The sequence below is a fragment of the Dactylosporangium sp. NPDC049525 genome (assembly GCF_040676755.1).
Lineage (GTDB): Bacteria > Actinomycetota > Actinomycetes > Mycobacteriales > Micromonosporaceae > Dactylosporangium.
On sequence record NZ_JBFAPO010000020.1, the window covers coordinates 125,961 to 141,046 of the forward strand.

Here is a 15,086-nt window from a genome sequence, read left to right on the forward strand (position 1 = left end):
AAGTTTCCCTATCACCGATAGAGAGACGGAGACGGCGATGACCAGCAACCACTCGTTGCGCAGCCTGCTGCACCGGGCGACACACCGCATTCCTGGAATCCCCGCACACGCCGAACGGCCCGCCGGACACCAGGGCACGGCGATCCGCAGCCGCGGCGCCACCACTCACACCTCGGTGCACCACGGCCGGAACCACTCGCCCGCCCGCCCACCCCGGTTCATGCCGGCCTGGCAGCGCCGGATCGCCGCGCTCTTCGGCCGGGAGCTGTGATGAAGGCGGCGGTGCTGCACGAGATCGGTGGCATCCCCCGCTACGAGGACTTCCCAGACCCCGTGGCCGGCGACGACGAAGTGATCATCGACGTGAAGGCGGTCGCGGTCGAGAACGTCGACAAGCGCATCGCGGCCGGCACGCACTACGCGAGCCAGCAGTACACCGCGCAGCTGCCGGCGATTCCCGCCTTCGACGGCATCGGCGCGCTGCCGGACGGCACCCTCGTCGGGTTCGGCAACCCGCGCCTGCCCTACGGCGCGCTCGCCGAGAAGACCGTGGTGCCCAAGGGCGCCTACATGCCGATCGCGGAGGGTATCGATCCGGCGATCGCGACCGTGCTGGGCACGGCGATCACCGGCATGTCCATCACGACCGCCGCCGGGTTCGTGCCGGGCGAGACCGTGCTCGTGCAGGGCGCGACCGGGGTCGCGGGGCGGCTCGCGGTGAAGGTGGCCCGGCTGCTCGGCGCCGGACGGATCGTCGCGACCGGCCGCGACGACGACCAACTGCGTGCGGTGCAGACCCTCGGCGCCGATGAGGTGATCAACACCGCCGTCCCGGACGAGGCACTGGCGCAGGCGTACCTCGATGCCAAGGGCGACGGCTACGACGTCGTGCTGGACTATCTCTGGGGCCGACCCACCGAGGTCCTGCTGCGATCGCTGATCCCGGAGACCTTCGCGTTCCCGAAGCCGACCCGGCTGATCCAGATCGGCGAGTCCGCCGGCGCCGGGCTCGTGCTCGCCGCGGAGAGCCTGCGCACCTCCGGGGTCGAGATCTGCGGGGCGGCCAAAGGGCTCGGCCCGCAGACCATGCATGAGGTGTACAGCCAGGTCGTGGCATGGGCGCAGTCCGGCGAGCTGACCTTCGACGTGGTGAAGGTCCCGCTGAGCGACATCGAGGCCGCCTGGCAGCGCACCGATCTGCGGGGCGCCAGGCTCGTCGTGGTGCCGTGACAGGCGGGCCGGATCGAGGGCGAGGAGTTACGGCGCCGTCAGGGTCGCGACGGGCGGCGGCTCGGTGCGGTGGTCCAGCTGGCGCCAGGACGGGAAGACGAACGGTGCCAGCGTGGTGACGAGGTAGGCGCCGCCGAACACCCACAGCGCCGCGTGTACGCCCCACGCCTCGGTGCAGTAGCCGCCGGCCAGGGCACCGAACGGCAGGCCGAGCCAGGCGGTCGAGCGGAGCACCCCGAGCACCCGGGCCCGCAGGTCGGGCGGGATCCGCTCGTACGCCGCCGCGTTGATGACGGGGTTCAGGGTGCCGCTGAACACCTCGCTGACGAACCAGACCACCAGGATCAGCACCAGCGAGTCGGACACGGCCAGGACAACGAACCGGGGCGCCCCACTGATCACGTAGGACACGCTGAACATCGACCACCGTGGCAGTTTCGGCCCCAGCCAGGCGCCGAGCAGGCTGCCGAGCACCGCGCTGCCGCCGGCCACGCCGCTGATCAGGCCGAGCACGGCGGGCGAGCCGACCTCGTCACGCACCCACACCGGCACCATCACCTCGGCGAGGCCCTGGTCGAGCAGGTTGGTGACGGCGACCATGGTGATGATGCCCACCAGCAGCCGGTCGCCGCGGACGAACCGCAGCCCTTCGCCGAGGTCACGGAGGTAGCTGCGCACCCCCAGACCCTCGCGCGTGGGGGGTTCCGGGACCCGTACCCAGATCGCCCCGACGATCGCAGCCACCGCGAACGTGCCCGCGTCGATCGCGACCACCGCCGGCGATCCGAACAGCGTCACCAGCACACCCGCGAGCGGCGCGCCGAGCAGCAGCGCGGCGCGGTTGGCACCGGCGTTGAGGCCGGCGGCCCGTTCCAGCGCGATCCCGCCCACCTCGGCGGTCGTCGGGACCAGCGGCCCGTTGGCGCAGTCCGCGACGCCGCGGCACACGCCGACCACCACGACCAGACCGATGAGCACCGGCAGTGTCAGCACGTCGAGGGCGTAACAGCTCGGGACGACGGCGATCGCGACGGCCGCGGCCGCGTTGCCCCACACGAACGAGCGGCGCAGCCCGAACCGGTCGACCACCGGCCCGGCCAGCAACTGCGCGGCGACGTACGGCAGCAACTGGGCGAAGACCACGACACCGGTCTGCGCCGCGCTGCCGGTGGTGGTGAGCACCAGCCAGGGGATGGCGATCGCCGACATCGACGTGCCCGCCACCGACACCACGTACGCGCTGATCAGGGCCACGAACGGCGAACGCCGCCGCACGGCACGCTCCTCGGCAAGCACACCACCATGATGGTGGGTGACGTCTGCTCCTGGACACCGTGGGCCATACTGTCGATCGTGGGCGCCCCACGCGATGCGATGAACAGCCCTCGGCGACGGCCGTTCTCGGACGAGCCGGAGTCGCCGGTGCGCCGCGCGATGTTCTGGTTGCGGGTGATCGTCACGGCCGGGTTTGCCACGCTGTTCGTCGTCACGTCGGTGACGCGTGATCCTTCGCTGCTCGGCGGAGGCGGCTCCGTGACGGTGAACGGCTCCGTGGTCCTCAACGCCGCTTACGGCTTCTACGACAACGACCGGCATTGCCGCGGTATCGGCGACTACAGCGACGTCACCGAGGGCGCTCACCTGACACTCGCCGATGACGCCGCGCAGGTGCTCGGCGTGCACGGGCTGGGGCCAGGCACACCCAATGGAATGCTCGGGTCGGTGAGCGGCCCGTGCACCTTCGACTTCAGGATCGAAGGAGTGGCGTTGGGTGGCGAGTTCTACACGTTCACCGTCGCCGGCCAGCACGCGATCCAGGTGCGGCCTCGCGAACTGCGCAAGCATGTCCTCTTGTCGCTGGTCCGCTGAGGTCGCCCGGCGGCCGCTTCACACCTGATCGTGCTGTCGGTCAGCCGCTGACGTGGGCGGTGTTGTCCAGCCAGTGCTGGGCGAGTGCGGTGTCGCCGTCGACGCTGATGCCGGTGGCGTCGCCGGTGAGCGGGAGCCGCCGGGTCAAGGCCAGCAGCAGCGACCCGGCCGGGCCCGTCACCGTCACGTCGGCCGGCCGGGTTCCGGGCTGCCACGTCGCCCCGTCGGGCCGCCGTTCGACGAACCAGGCGCCCGCGTCGGCAGCGGTGTCGGTGGCCAGCCACTGCAGGGTCTGCCCGGTGCCCCGCAGGGCCTGGGCGGACTCGGACCGCTGCATCGCCCACGTGGGAGAGGTGAGCATCGCGAGGTGGTTGCTGATAAGCGCGGCCGCGATGTCGGCGTCGACGTCGGCCGGCCGGTCCGCCGCGTTGGCTGCGTCAACGCCGTGCACGACCGTCTCGTTGAGGACGCTGGCCATCCAGAACCGTGTCCCGGACCGCTCGTCTGCCGCGGGGTTGAACACCGGCGCGTCGAGCGCGTCATCGGAGCACGCGCTCGCGACCCGCTGCGCGGACTCCGCCAGCCACGCCTGCCAGTCGCCGGGGTCGGTGGGGAGCACGGCCATCTCCGTCGGCAGCTGCGTGGGGTCGGTGATGCGCCGCTCGATGATCGCCGCGACCCAGTGCTGGGTCTGACCCACGTGCTCGACCAGGTCAGCGACGGTCCACTCCGGGGCGGTCGGCACAGCGGCGTCAGGTCCGGCCGCGACGGCCGACTCCGCCAGACGCCGCGTGTACTCGACGATCGCCCGCTGGGCCTGTTCCGCGTTCAGCTCAGTCATTGGCTTGACCTTTCCGTAGGTTCGTTGTGCCGGTCAACCTCCGTCACCTGGCCCCACTCAGGTCGACACCGGCCGGTAGGGTCGTCGGCGTGGATCTGGACGACATTGCCGCCCGGCTCGGGGTGCCCCTCGAGGACGTCGACCGCGTGCACCGGCTCGCCGGCGACCGGCCGTCTGCTCCGCTGCCCGCCAAGGCTGACGCGCCCGCCATCCTTGACCGGCTCGCGGTGCGGCCGGACGACGCCGCCGAGATCATGGCGGGCTGGCCCGACCCCGACTCCGCGCTGTGGACTCCGGAGCTGCGCTGGCTGCTCGACCGCTCGACCGCCCTGGTCCGCGCCGACCTCGGCGGTTACGGCTGGCTGGTGCCCGGCCCGGAGCTGCCCCGCGACCGCGGCCCCGCCTGGCAGCACCTCTACGTGTACGCATACCTGGCCCTGGTCGACGTCGTCATGGGGTACCACCGCGACCACGGCATCGCCGACACCGTCTCGTGGACGACCCTGGCCGACCTGGGCCGCAACCTCGCGATCGACCGGCGGATGCACCGCGAGGGCTGGCCGGTCATGCAGAGCTGGCTGACGCTGCACGCGCGCGGCGGCCTGTACGAGCTGGGCCGGCTGCAGCACCAGCGCGGCGGCACCGCCATCGACCTGCACATCCCGGACTCCGGGCCGCTGACCCCGGAGGCGGTCACGGCATCGCTGGACGAGGCCCGCGCGTTCTTCCCGCGGCACTTCCCCGACGAGCACTACACGGCGTTCGCCTGCGGCTCGTGGCTGCTCGACCCGCAGCTGCTGGACTACCTGCCCGGCGACTCCAACATCGTCCGGTTCCAGCAGCGGTTCGAGCTGGAGCCCTACGAGGAGCCGGAAGGGCTGGACGCCGACGTCGAGGTGCTGCGCTTCGCGTTCCGCAGCCTGACCACGCCGCTGGACCAGCTGCCGCGCGGCACCGTGCTCCAGCGCGCGATCATCGACCACCTGAAGGCCGGCGGCCACTGGCAGTGGCGCCGCGGCCGCTTCCCGATCCAACCACAGCTCTAGGCTCTGCCGCGCGGATCTCGCGCGGTCGGCCGACACCAGCGGGGCGACACGTGCGCCCGCCCGGCAAGCACTGGCCGGCACCGTGACCGCTTCGCACCCGGACGGTGACCGCGAGTCCGTCATGGCGGGCGGCCACCCGCCGATGACGTTCATGAGGCCGACCCACTCGGGGCGCCGCGACGGCGATGGGAGTCTGGGTGACAGGGTCGCAGCGCAGGCAGCGTTTCGCGGTCGCGGGTCTGGCCATGGTGTTGCTCGCGCTGACCGGGGTGAGCACGCTCGGCACCGTCGCCACCCGCGAGGCCGCCAAGGAGTCGCGGCTCGCCGCCCAGCTCGCCGCCGCCTACGATCGCGCCCACGACGCCCTCGCCCTCGAGGAGATCGCCGAGCAGCACTACCGCATGGAGCCGACGCTGGCCAGGCGTGCCGAGCACGCCGACGCGGTCGCCCACCTCGACGCCGCCGTGACTGAGATCCGCGCCCGTGGCGACGGCGACGACCGTGCGCTCGCCGACCGGGTGGCGGCGCTACAGCGGCAGTACAACGAGGGCGTGATCCAGCTGTTCAACGCGGTCGACGTGCAGGACGCGGTGCTGGTCCAGCGGCTCGACGTCACCGTCATCGACCCGGCCTCCGCGGCGATCGACGACCTCGTGCAGACCGCCGCCGCCGAGCACGCCACGGCCGCCGCCCGCGCCGCGGACCGCCTCGACGCCGTCGAGCAGGTGGTGTTCGTGACCACCATCGGCTCCTTCGCCGCCGGTCTGGCCTCGCTCGCCGGGTTCTCCGTCGTCGCGGCCGGCTACCAGCGCCGCCTGCTGCGCCAGGCCGCGGACAGCGAGCACCAGGCCCGGCACGACGCGCTGACCGGCCTGCCCGCCCGCAGCCTGTTCATCGACCGCACCGGCAAGGCGATCGACGCCCAGCTCAGCCCGTCGGTGCTCATGCTGGACCTGGACCGGTTCAAGGAGGTCAACGACACCCTCGGCCACCACTACGGCGACGAGCTGCTGCGCCAGGTCGCCGCACGGACCAGCGCCGCGGTCCGCTCCGGCGACACCGTGGCCCGCCTGGCCGGCGACGAGTTCGCCGTGCTGCTGCCCGGCACGACCCCGGACGCCGCGACCGACCTCGCCCAGCGCCTGCAGCAGGAGCTGCACCGCAGCTTCGACCTCGGTGACGTCACCGTCGACATCGAGGCCAGCGTCGGCATCGCCCACGCCCCGACGAACGCCGACACGGCAGAGTCCCTGCTGCGGTGCGCGGACATCGCCATGTACGCGGCCAAGGACACCAAGGCCGGCGTCGTCGCCTACGTCCCTTCCCTGCACACCGAGGACAGCAGCCGCCTGCTGCTGCTCGGTGACCTGCGCCGCGCCCTGGACGCCACCGACCAGCTGACCCTGCACTACCAGCCGAAGGTCCGCCTCGGCGACGGCGAGCTGTGCGGTGTCGAGGCCCTGGTGCGCTGGCAGCATCCGACCCGCGGCCCGATCGCCCCCGGCGAGTTCATCCCCGTCGCCGAGAACACCGGCCTCATCAACCGCCTGACCCGCTACGTCCTGCACCACACCCTGGCCCAGATCCGCGGCTGGCTGGACGCTGGCCTGCAGATCCCGGTCGCGGTCAACCTCTCGCCCCGGTGCCTGCTGGACGCGAACCTCGTCGACCAGGTCACCGCCATGCTCCTCGAGTACGACGTCCCCGCCGCCCTGCTCCGGCTGGAGGTCACGGAGTCGGCCGTCATGGCCAACCCGGCCCTGGCCACGGCAACCCTGCACGAGCTGCACAACCTCGGCATCCGCCTGTCGATCGACGACTACGGCACGGGGTACTCCTCGATGGTGTACCTCAAGCAGCTGCCCGTCGACGAGCTGAAGGTCGATCGTGCCTTCGTCCTGCACATGGACACCGACCGTGACGACGCCGTGTTGGTCCGCGGGGCCATCGAGCTCGGCCACAACCTCGGGATGACCGTCGTCGCCGAGGGCGTGGAGGGGTCCGCGCACGTGGCGGCGCTGGAGGCTTTGGGGTGCGACATCGCGCAGGGGTACCACTACGCCCGTCCGATGCCGGCCTCGGACGTGACCGAGTGGATCCGCAGCCGCGACCTGACTCCCGCGGTCGCCTGACCGCTACGCTGCCGCGGGCAGGGGCAGGGCCTGAATTACGGCGGTGCGACTGTCCAGTTTGTACATCCGCGTATTCATGGCGACCCGGGCCGCCCACGGGAGTCTGGTCATCACGTTGTCGATGAAGCCGGCGTCGACGCCGAGGTGGTGCTTGTACCGCGGTTTGGGCTTTTCGACGATGCGGTGGAGCTTGCGGGCGAGCCGTTCCGGGCGGGCGAGCATGGAGTTGGACGCCGAACTCGCGCCCAGATTCGCGTAGTGGTCGAGCAGGTATGGCGACCGACCTGCTGCTGACAGCGGTGGCTGCCTGCTGTCGGTCAGGTCCTGCGTGCTGTCCGTCAGGAAGAGGGCAACGATCGCCCATTCCGGATCAGGCCGAGAGGCATTGATGACTGACGCATGGTTCGCCGCTGGGAGCGGCATGAATACCGCTCGCAAGGATCTGATCGCCGACGCCGAGCAACTGGCCGCCAATGCCGTCGCGCTGATCGACGGCGTGGAGTTCGGCCCGGCCCTCGTCACGCCCGTCAGACGCGTCCGCGACCAGGCCGAGCGGGTGCTCGCCACGGTGCGCGACCCGTACAAGGTCGGCGTCATCGGCGAGTACGGCGCCGGCAAGACGCTCTTCGTCAGCTCCATGCTCGGCTTCCTGGACTCGCTGCCGATCGGTGACCGGCCGACCACCGGCAATGTCACCCGCTTCCGGCTCCGGCCGGTCGACGACGGGCTGACCGTGGTGACCGGGCGCCGGGTGGTGTTTCTGAGCCGGTCCGAGTGCGAGACGTGCCTGGCCGACCTCGGCCAGCAGGTGCGGGCCGCCGGCACGTCGCATCCGGGCCTGGACCTGCTGACCCGCAAGGCGGTCGACGGCGATCCGGACCCCCTGCACGCCTGGCACCGCTTCGCGAAGGCACTCGATCCGAGCCTCGACCGGCTCGTCCGGCAGCTCGTCGCGGTTTCCGCCAGCGCCCGGCAGCACGACGCCTACCTGGGCACCACCCGGGACGTGTCCGAGGCGCAGCTCGCCCAGCTGGTGCAGATCTCCTACGACGACCAGCGGCCCGCCGACCCGCCCGCCGACCCGTTCTGGCTGATCAGGCAGGCGGAGCTGGCCATGGACGTGCCGGTGCGGACACTTGACCTTCCGGGCCTCGTCCTGGCCGGAGCTCCCGTCCGGCCGGTGGACGGCACGGGCCCGACCGAGTTCGGCGCGGGCGCGGTCCTGGAGCTCTGGGACTTTCCCGGCATCCTCAACCACCTCTCCTCGGAGCGCGACCGACGGCTGACCGAGACGCTGCTGCACGACGTCGACACCGCCGTGGTGCTGCTCAAGGCCGCCAACCCCGACAGCGTCGCCTCCGACGAACTGACCCGCCTGCTGACCGCGGTCAACGGCGGCGCCATCGCCGGTGTCGGCAACGTCTTCGATAGCCCGCAGGCGATCCGGCTCAAGGAGCCGGGCCTGGACAGCGACGACGCGTTCCGCGCCGGCCTGCCGTCGGTCGCGGAGCTGCTGCGCACCGCGAACCAGCTGGTGCCGGGCGAGCCGGCGTTCCTCTACGCCGGTCTGGTCGCGCTCAACCGGCTCGATCCGCGCCTCGTCGCCGGCCGCTTCGACGCCCGGGTCGGCATCCAGGACCAGCTCGCCGGCTACGCCCACAAGGTCGCCATGGGCCTGCCGGAGGACAGTCCGCTGCGGGCGATGCTGCTGCCGGTCGCCGAGGACGGTGGGCGGCGGAGGGTGCTGACCATGCTCGGTGACCAGCTGTCCGTCCACGGTCTGCGGCGGCGGGCGGAGCGGGTCGAGCGGGAGACCGCCCGGCTGCGTGAGCTGCTGCAGCAGTTGGAGACCGCCGTCGAGGACGCCCCGGACGCCGGAGGTGCGCTCGCGGCGCAGGCGGAATACCAGCTCGTCATCTCAGACCTGCGCCAGGTGCTGTCCCGGCTGCGGGCGGCGCTGCCGAAGGTGCTCTCCGCGGCCCTGGCGACACACGAACCGGACGGCGGGCCGTTCGCCACGTTCGTCGCGGAGGCCGCCGCCCACCGCGTCCACCGCTGGCCCGAGTGGCGGCAGATGTTGGGCTCGGTGCGCGGCCGGGAGGTGCGCGACGGCCCGGACACCACCGCGGAACTGGTCACACCGTTCGGCGCGAGCTGCGCGGACGCCTTCGGTGCGGTGCGGGCCGAGGCGCTGCGCCGGTGGGAGCAGGCCCTGCTGCGCAGCGCGACGTCCGCGCTGACCGCCGACGAGACCTTGCTGCCGCGCGCCGCGGCGGTCTTCGCCGAGCAGCAGGGGCCCTGGACGCTGCTCGCCCAGCCCGAGCAGTGGCGGGGACTGCTCACCAACACACCCGCCTGGCTGCTGGCGAAGGTGCCCTACGAGACGCCCGGCCCGGAGCGCTACGCGGCGGCCTTCCCGCTGCGCCGCGAGTCGCGGTTCGTGTGGTCGTTCCCCGGCGCGTATCCGCACGACGACGCCGACCCGGAGGTCCTGCACCACAAGCATCCCGGCTACGTCATCCGGCTGCGGCACGAGCTCGTGAGCACCGGAGCGTATCTGATGCGCAGCGACGTCGACGACCTGCGCATCTGGGCCGGGCAGGTGGCCAGGCTCTTCTTCGACCGGATGGAGCAGGCGCTCGCGGCGGCCGGCCCGTCCACGACACCGCACGGCGCCGAGGAAGCCAGAGGCAACCTCCTGGACGCGATCCGCAAGCTCCGCAACCGTTCCTCCGCCGACAGCGGCGGCGACCTCTGGTCGAAGCTGGGAGACTGACATGGACATCGAGCTGCAGTTCGTCAGCCAGGGCAGCGGCGCCGCACAACAGCATTTCACGCTGGAGGCCACCGACCAGCCGGTCACGCTGCCGTCGCCGATCCTGATCAACCACTCGGCACAGCACCTGATCGTCCAGTCGATCCGCGTCTCGCCGGCCGGCCCCGCCGCCGCGAGCATCACCGGGCCGATCGTCGCACTCTGGCAACCGGAGATTCCGCAGTCCGGCATCGACCTGCCGCCCTACGGCAGGTATCTGGCACCCTGGCGGTATCTTGCCGGTTCGGCGTTGCCGCCGGGGCAGACGTCGTTCACCTGGTCGGTCACCGTTGCGAAGCGGCTCGCCGACGGCCGCTTCCAGCCGCTCGACCCGGTCCGCAAGCAGTGTGTGCTCGTGGTCGCCGGCGCTCCCGTCGCACCTGCGCCCGCCGACGTGGCACCGGTCGCCGAGACCCAGCCGCCGGTGGTGTCGTCGGTGCCTTACGACGGCTGGATCGCGATCGACTTCGGCATGTCGAACTCGACCATCACGATGTTCGACCAGAACCAGAAGCGTTCCCTCATCGGCATCCCGCCGACCCAGACCGCCCGGCTGCGGGAATGCCTGACCGACCTGCTCAACGGCACCGCGACGGATACGTTCGGGCTGTCCGGTGAGCGGTGGCGGCAGCTGCTGGAAGGGGCCGGCCGCACGCTGAACGCGGCGATGTCCGAGGACCACCTCACGGACCCGCTGACGCAGGTGAAGGCGTCGCTCGCCGGGGACCGCGTGTTCGACGTCCTGCTCGCCCTCGACCAGGAGGTCGACAACGCGCTCCCGGCCCACCGCGACGCGCTCATCGGTGGGCTGCAACGCCTCTACGCCGACGTGTTCGGCCGTCCCCCCATCGAGGAGCTTCAGCTCGTCCCGGTGCCCCTGCACGCCGGCGAGCCGGCCGTCTCCAGCGACGCCCAGGTGCTGACGCTCGACCCGTTCACGCTCGCGATGTGGGCGGACGGCGACACCGGCAGCGGCGAGACCGTCGCCATGGCGGTGGAGCACCAGCCGGGCCTGAAACGCTACGTCGGCAGCAACCGGCTCCTGCCCGGCCTCCCCGCCGATGCTGGTGGCCCGTCGACGGACGACGCGCTCACCGCGCTCTGGCGGTGCCTGCTGGAGAAGGTCACACAGTTCCGCGGGGACCACGGTGACCGCTACGCCGACGGCGAGATCCGCCGGGCCGTCGTCACGTATCCGACGACCGCGCCGCCACAGACCAGGATCGACATGGAGCGCCTCGCGCACTCCGTCGGCCTGCGGATCGTCGACACCCGCTTCGACGAGGCGACCGCGGCGGCGATGTTCTCCCTCATGCGGGAGTTCGCCGGCGACCACGCCGTCGGCGTCGAGGCGTTCCGCGCCCGTAGCCGCCAGGTCGGGCCGGACACCTGGCGGTACAACATCCTGGTGATCGACGTCGGCGGCGGGTCCACCGACGTGGCGCTGCTCGCGCTCACGCTGCGCGACCGCACCGACCGGGACCCGAACATCCCGGCCGACCAGCAGGGCCGGTTCTACGAGCTGCGCCCGACGGTGCTCGGCAAGGCGGGTGACCTGCAGCTCGGCGGCGACCGCATCACCCTGGGCATCTTCCACCGGCTCAAGGCGCACATCGCCGACCTGCTGCTGACCGCGTCGCCGGGGCTCGTGGTGGGCGAACACAAGCCGTATCTGGAGAACGGCGTCTACCGGGAGGGTTCGCTGCTCGCCGCGACCGGTGACGAGGCCACGTCCAGCTCGGAGACGGCGCGGCTGGACCTCATCGACGAGGTCGTCCCGACCCGGTGGTCCGCCACCCGCTCGCCCGCGGAGGAGAAGGACGCACGCGAACGCTTCCGGCGGCTGTGGGACGAGGCGGAGAAGGCCAAGCGGGCCTCGGCCACGACCGACCGGCCGTACGTGCTGCGCAACCTGCAGGACCTGCTGCAACGCGGCGACGTCGGCGTGTACCCGCCGGCGATCGAGATCGACCACATCGAGATCCGGGCCGAGATCGACAAGGTGCTGCGCCGGTCCATGAACATCGGCCTGGACGTCGCCCGCAAGCGCCTGCCGGTGGCGTCCGACGGCAGCACCGAACCGCTGGACAAGGTGATTCTGTCCGGCGGGACGTCCGCGCTGCCGCGCACCCGGCAACTGCTGCAGGAGGTCTTCACCGAGGAGACCACCCACCACGGCCGGGGTTCGTTGCGCTGGAACCCGCTGCACGTGGTGCACGACCCGGCGTTCGCGAAGATCGGTACCTCCATCGGCGCGTGCTGGGCGGAGCACATCCACCAGAAGGGGTTCACCGATCCCCGGCAGGCGAAGCAGAACGTGGCGATGGGCCGCACCGAGATCCACATCGACGTGGACAACCTGCTGCACGGCCTGCCGTACGGGCTCGACCTGTCCGCGACCGGCATGAACGCCCTGCCGGTGTTCCGCCCGGGGCAGGAGTTCGAGCGCGTCGGCGAGGCGGGCGAGGGTGCCCAGCGCTCGGCGTGGATGCCCGCGGTCCTCGACCTCGCCATCAACCGCCGTGGCGTCTCCCCGGCGGAACCGGCGGTGCTGTGGGGGCACCTGAGCCTCCAGGAGCTGTACCTGGCCGAGGGCTCCGCACCACAGTTCGACCTCGGTGAGTGGGTCGCGCGGGTGTCGGTGCAGTTCGAGATCGACGAGGCGGACCTGCTGACCGCGCACTTCTGCCTGGGCCCGCCGCACTACGGACTCGACATGTCCGGCGGCCTGCCGAGCCAGCACCTCGCCGGGCCGAACTGGACCGACGGGCAGGTCCGGCTGTATCACGACCTGCTGGTCAATCCGGATGCCGCCGGTGGGATGGCCAACCACGGCCAGCCGCTGCTGCGCCGCGCGAGCGAACCCGACGGTTACGTGGTGTCACCCGGCGAGCCGGCGCTGCGCTGCTGGGTCAGCCGCCGGTTCCCCCGGGACGTCCCCAACGACGGCACCTGGTGGATCGGCCGGCGGGACACCGAGGACCCGACCGTCATGCACAAGGTCGGCACGCCGTTCCCGGCGGTCATCCGGCACGGTCGCGGCGCGGACGTCCGGCTCGTCGTGGACGAGACCGGCCGCGTCCGGCCGGTCCTGGGCTTCGTGCCCTACCTGCCGGCACAGTCGATGACCGAGGTCATCACACACCCCGGCCGGGTGCTGAGCCTGCCGATGCACCCCGGACGGATCGACCTGAACGGGCGCTTCGATCCCTTCAACGGCTCCCACTGATGGAATCACTCGACGACACGCTCGCGGCATTGCTCGCCGGCGGCAGGCCCGCGGGGACGGTGACCCGCGGCCTGCTCATCGGCCTGCGCGCCGCGCTGACCGAGGTGGCGCCCGACGATCCGGCCGTGGCGGCGCTCGACCGTCTCCTGGCCGGGTCGCCGCCGCACCGTCTCCTGGCCGGGTCGCCACCGGCGGCCGCCGGCCCAGCACCCGGCGCACCGTTGCCGACGGGCACGCAGACCGCGGCGCCTGCATCGCCTGCGTCACGTGGTCTGGAGACGACGCTGGCGCCGCTGTGGGCGCGAGCCGCGGCGGCGGCGGACGAGCGTGAGCCCGGCGATCCCCCGGACGTCCCGGCGTCCATGTGGGAGGAGCTGCACCTGCTGAGCCTGCGGCTCGCCCCGGAGGACCGCCGGGAGGTGCAGGCCCACGCCGCCGACGACGTCCGCGGGGCCGGCGCCATCCCCGGCACCACCGCGCAGGTCACCGTCCTCGGCCCCGGCCACGAGGTCCTGATCCCCCAGCTGCTGACCGGAGGGCACGCGCTGCACCGAGGTCTGGCAACAGCACCCGACGCCCCACTGCCGATCGAGCTGATGCCGTACACCTCGAAACTCGGCGGACCGGGTGCCGATCCGGCGACCGTCGCATTTGTGCGGCTGGCGGTGCCGGTCCTGCATCTGGTGAGCCTCGACCGGCACCTCCAGCACTGCCTGCAGACCCTGCAGTTCCGCGGCTTCGCCCCGCTGAACGCCCCGGCGGAACAGGATCGGTTCCGCGGACAGCTGCTGGCCCGGATCACGGCGTTGATCGACGCCGCGCCGGGCACCTCCCACTGGCTGGAATGCATGGTCCGCCTGCACGAGGCCGTCTCGTCGGTGGTCCACCTGCCACCCGCCACCGATGTCAGCTGGTGGGGGCGGCTGCGGATGCACGCACACACGATCCTCCGCGACGCGGCCGCGCAGCTCGGGCCCGGGCTGGTGAAACTGCCACCGAACCGGTTCGCCGCCGCGCGGGCCCTCACCGCGCACGACATCCCGTTGAAACTCCCGGACAGCTCCGGCATGGTGCTGGCCTGCGTCCGGGTCTGGTCGAAGATCGACGACACCGAGAACCCGGGACGGGTGATCTATGGAAGCTGAGGCGGAGCGCTGCATCGAGCACCTCGCGGACGGCAGCGCCTGGTTCCGTCCCGACGAGCTGCGGCACGCCTGGATCGAGGTCGACACGCAGAACCGGCCGGCTCCCGCGGCGGTCGACGCGGCGGCGGTCACGTTCCGGGTGGCGAGCGCCGCAGGGGCGCGCAGCGTCCAGTGTTTCCCCGCCGGCGCCCCCGGCGACCTCCGCGACCGCTGCCGGCACCTCGCGGACCTGGGCACACGGACCGACCTGCCACCCGAGGTCGTCGTTCCGCACTGGTACGAGCGGGGGCTGCTCCTCGACGGGCAGCCCGTGCCGGTCCTCGTCCACAGCGAACAGCGGGGACCGGTGCTGGCCGAATGCCTGCCACAGCTCGGCCTGGCAAAGGTGGAAGAGCTGCTGCGGCGATGGGACACCGTGCGCGACGGCCTGCAGCGGGACTTCGGCCTGCACCACGCCGGGGTGGACCCGTCCCTGGTCCACCTTCCCGAGCCCGGTGTGGCGACCATGCGCATCACCGGCTGGGAGCGGCCGCCGGGCACACCGCCGGGCGCCGACCTGCTCGGCGCGGCGCTGCGAGCCCGGCTGGCGCAGCTCACGCCCCCGGCCGAGGCGCTCGCCCACCCCGCGCCGCCGCCGGCCGCCACGTTCGTCGTCCCCGCACCGCCACCTGCCCCACCGCCGGGCCTGAACGCCCGCACGATGGCGGTGTCCGCCATCGTCATGGCAACGGTGCTGGCGGGATGCGTCGCAGGTCTCATCCTGCTCTGGGCGATGTAGG

The 15,086-nt window shown here is 72.1% G+C and carries 12 protein-coding genes; 9 read left to right on the top strand and 3 right to left on the bottom strand.

Translation table 11 applies throughout. The annotated features are described in order from the left end of the window. The first annotated feature begins 37 nt into the window (after nucleotides 1-37). Both AB0K00_RS27330 and AB0K00_RS27335 read left to right on the top strand, forming a co-directional pair. Nucleotides 38-271, top strand: a complete 234-nt coding sequence (locus AB0K00_RS27330; protein WP_363525332.1) for a hypothetical protein — start codon at nucleotides 38-40, stop codon at nucleotides 269-271. Beyond that, the gene (locus AB0K00_RS27335) at nucleotides 271-1,230 is read left to right on the top strand and encodes a zinc-binding alcohol dehydrogenase family protein (protein WP_363525335.1); all 960 of its coding nucleotides are present in this window, start codon (nucleotides 271-273) and stop codon (nucleotides 1,228-1,230) included. The genes AB0K00_RS27330 and AB0K00_RS27335 overlap by 1 nt, the downstream gene beginning before the upstream one ends. A 27-nt stretch (nucleotides 1,231-1,257) precedes the next feature. Here the strand turns inward: AB0K00_RS27335 and AB0K00_RS27340 are convergent, their stop codons facing one another. Beyond that, entirely contained in the window at nucleotides 1,258-2,505 is a 1,248-nt protein-coding gene (locus tag AB0K00_RS27340; RefSeq protein WP_363525338.1) for an MFS transporter, read from the bottom strand. Between the two features lie 27 nt (nucleotides 2,506-2,532). On the opposite strand from AB0K00_RS27340, the gene AB0K00_RS27345 reads away from it, so the two are divergent. Beyond that, a complete protein-coding gene (locus AB0K00_RS27345) occupies nucleotides 2,533-3,099 on the top strand; it encodes a hypothetical protein (protein ID WP_363525340.1) in 567 nt (188 codons plus the stop codon). Nucleotides 3,100-3,139: 40 nt separating this feature from the next. Here the strand turns inward: AB0K00_RS27345 and AB0K00_RS27350 are convergent, their stop codons facing one another. Continuing rightward, entirely contained in the window at nucleotides 3,140-3,940 is an 801-nt protein-coding gene (locus AB0K00_RS27350) for a maleylpyruvate isomerase family mycothiol-dependent enzyme (RefSeq protein WP_363525343.1), read from the bottom strand. A gap of 89 nt (nucleotides 3,941-4,029) precedes the next feature. Between AB0K00_RS27350 and AB0K00_RS27355 the strand changes: the two genes are divergently transcribed. Next, nucleotides 4,030-4,986: an acyltransferase domain-containing protein gene (locus tag AB0K00_RS27355; RefSeq protein WP_363525346.1), complete on the top strand. Its 957-nt coding sequence runs from the start codon at nucleotides 4,030-4,032 to the stop codon at nucleotides 4,984-4,986. Nucleotides 4,987-5,183: 197 nt separating this feature from the next. Continuing rightward, nucleotides 5,184-7,118 (top strand): EAL domain-containing protein, encoded by a 1,935-nt coding sequence (locus AB0K00_RS27360; RefSeq protein ID WP_363525348.1) that lies wholly within the window; start codon nucleotides 5,184-5,186, stop codon nucleotides 7,116-7,118. 3 nt (nucleotides 7,119-7,121) lie between these two features. On the opposite strand, the gene AB0K00_RS27365 is transcribed toward AB0K00_RS27360, so the two are convergent. After that, nucleotides 7,122-7,541, bottom strand: a complete 420-nt coding sequence (locus AB0K00_RS27365) for a hypothetical protein (protein ID WP_363525351.1) — start codon at nucleotides 7,539-7,541, stop codon at nucleotides 7,122-7,124. Here AB0K00_RS27365 and AB0K00_RS27370 point away from each other — a divergent pair. Genes AB0K00_RS27370 through AB0K00_RS27385 form a run of 4 tightly spaced genes read left to right on the top strand, consistent with a single transcriptional unit; the run spans nucleotide 7,540 to nucleotide 15,085 of the window. Beyond that, a complete protein-coding gene (locus tag AB0K00_RS27370; protein WP_363525354.1) occupies nucleotides 7,540-9,894 on the top strand; it encodes a hypothetical protein in 2,355 nt (784 codons plus the stop codon). The genes AB0K00_RS27365 and AB0K00_RS27370 overlap by 2 nt on opposite strands. A gap of 1 nt (nucleotide 9,895) precedes the next feature. Beyond that, nucleotides 9,896-13,162 (top strand): hypothetical protein, encoded by a 3,267-nt coding sequence (locus AB0K00_RS27375; RefSeq protein ID WP_363525357.1) that lies wholly within the window; start codon nucleotides 9,896-9,898, stop codon nucleotides 13,160-13,162. Continuing rightward, nucleotides 13,162-14,307 carry a hypothetical protein gene (locus AB0K00_RS27380; protein ID WP_363525360.1) on the top strand — a complete coding sequence of 382 codons (1,146 nt, stop codon included), beginning with the start codon at nucleotides 13,162-13,164 and terminating at the stop codon, nucleotides 14,305-14,307. The genes AB0K00_RS27375 and AB0K00_RS27380 overlap by 1 nt, the downstream gene beginning before the upstream one ends. Further along, on the top strand, nucleotides 14,297-15,085 hold the full coding sequence (locus tag AB0K00_RS27385; RefSeq protein WP_363525363.1) for a hypothetical protein: 789 nt from the start codon (nucleotides 14,297-14,299) through the stop codon (nucleotides 15,083-15,085). The genes AB0K00_RS27380 and AB0K00_RS27385 overlap by 11 nt, the downstream gene beginning before the upstream one ends. The last annotated feature ends 1 nt before the right edge of the window (nucleotide 15,086 follow it).

Excerpts from the sequence above, each read along its gene's own strand:
- AB0K00_RS27330 (WP_363525332.1), top strand. The coding sequence starts at position 38 with ATGACCAGCAACCACTCGTTGCGCAGCCTGCTGCACCGGGCGACACAC.
- AB0K00_RS27335 (WP_363525335.1), top strand. The coding sequence starts at position 271 with ATGAAGGCGGCGGTGCTGCACGAGATCGGTGGCATCCCCCGCTACGAG.
- AB0K00_RS27345 (WP_363525340.1), top strand. The coding sequence starts at position 2,533 with ATGATGGTGGGTGACGTCTGCTCCTGGACACCGTGGGCCATACTGTCG.
- AB0K00_RS27350 (WP_363525343.1), bottom strand. The coding sequence starts at position 3,940 with ATGACTGAGCTGAACGCGGAACAGGCCCAGCGGGCGATCGTCGAGTAC.
- AB0K00_RS27370 (WP_363525354.1), top strand. The coding sequence starts at position 7,540 with ATGAATACCGCTCGCAAGGATCTGATCGCCGACGCCGAGCAACTGGCC.
- AB0K00_RS27365 (WP_363525351.1), bottom strand. The coding sequence starts at position 7,541 with ATGCCGCTCCCAGCGGCGAACCATGCGTCAGTCATCAATGCCTCTCGG.
- AB0K00_RS27375 (WP_363525357.1), top strand. The coding sequence starts at position 9,896 with ATGGACATCGAGCTGCAGTTCGTCAGCCAGGGCAGCGGCGCCGCACAA.
- AB0K00_RS27380 (WP_363525360.1), top strand. The coding sequence starts at position 13,162 with ATGGAATCACTCGACGACACGCTCGCGGCATTGCTCGCCGGCGGCAGG.
- AB0K00_RS27385 (WP_363525363.1), top strand. The coding sequence starts at position 14,297 with ATGGAAGCTGAGGCGGAGCGCTGCATCGAGCACCTCGCGGACGGCAGC.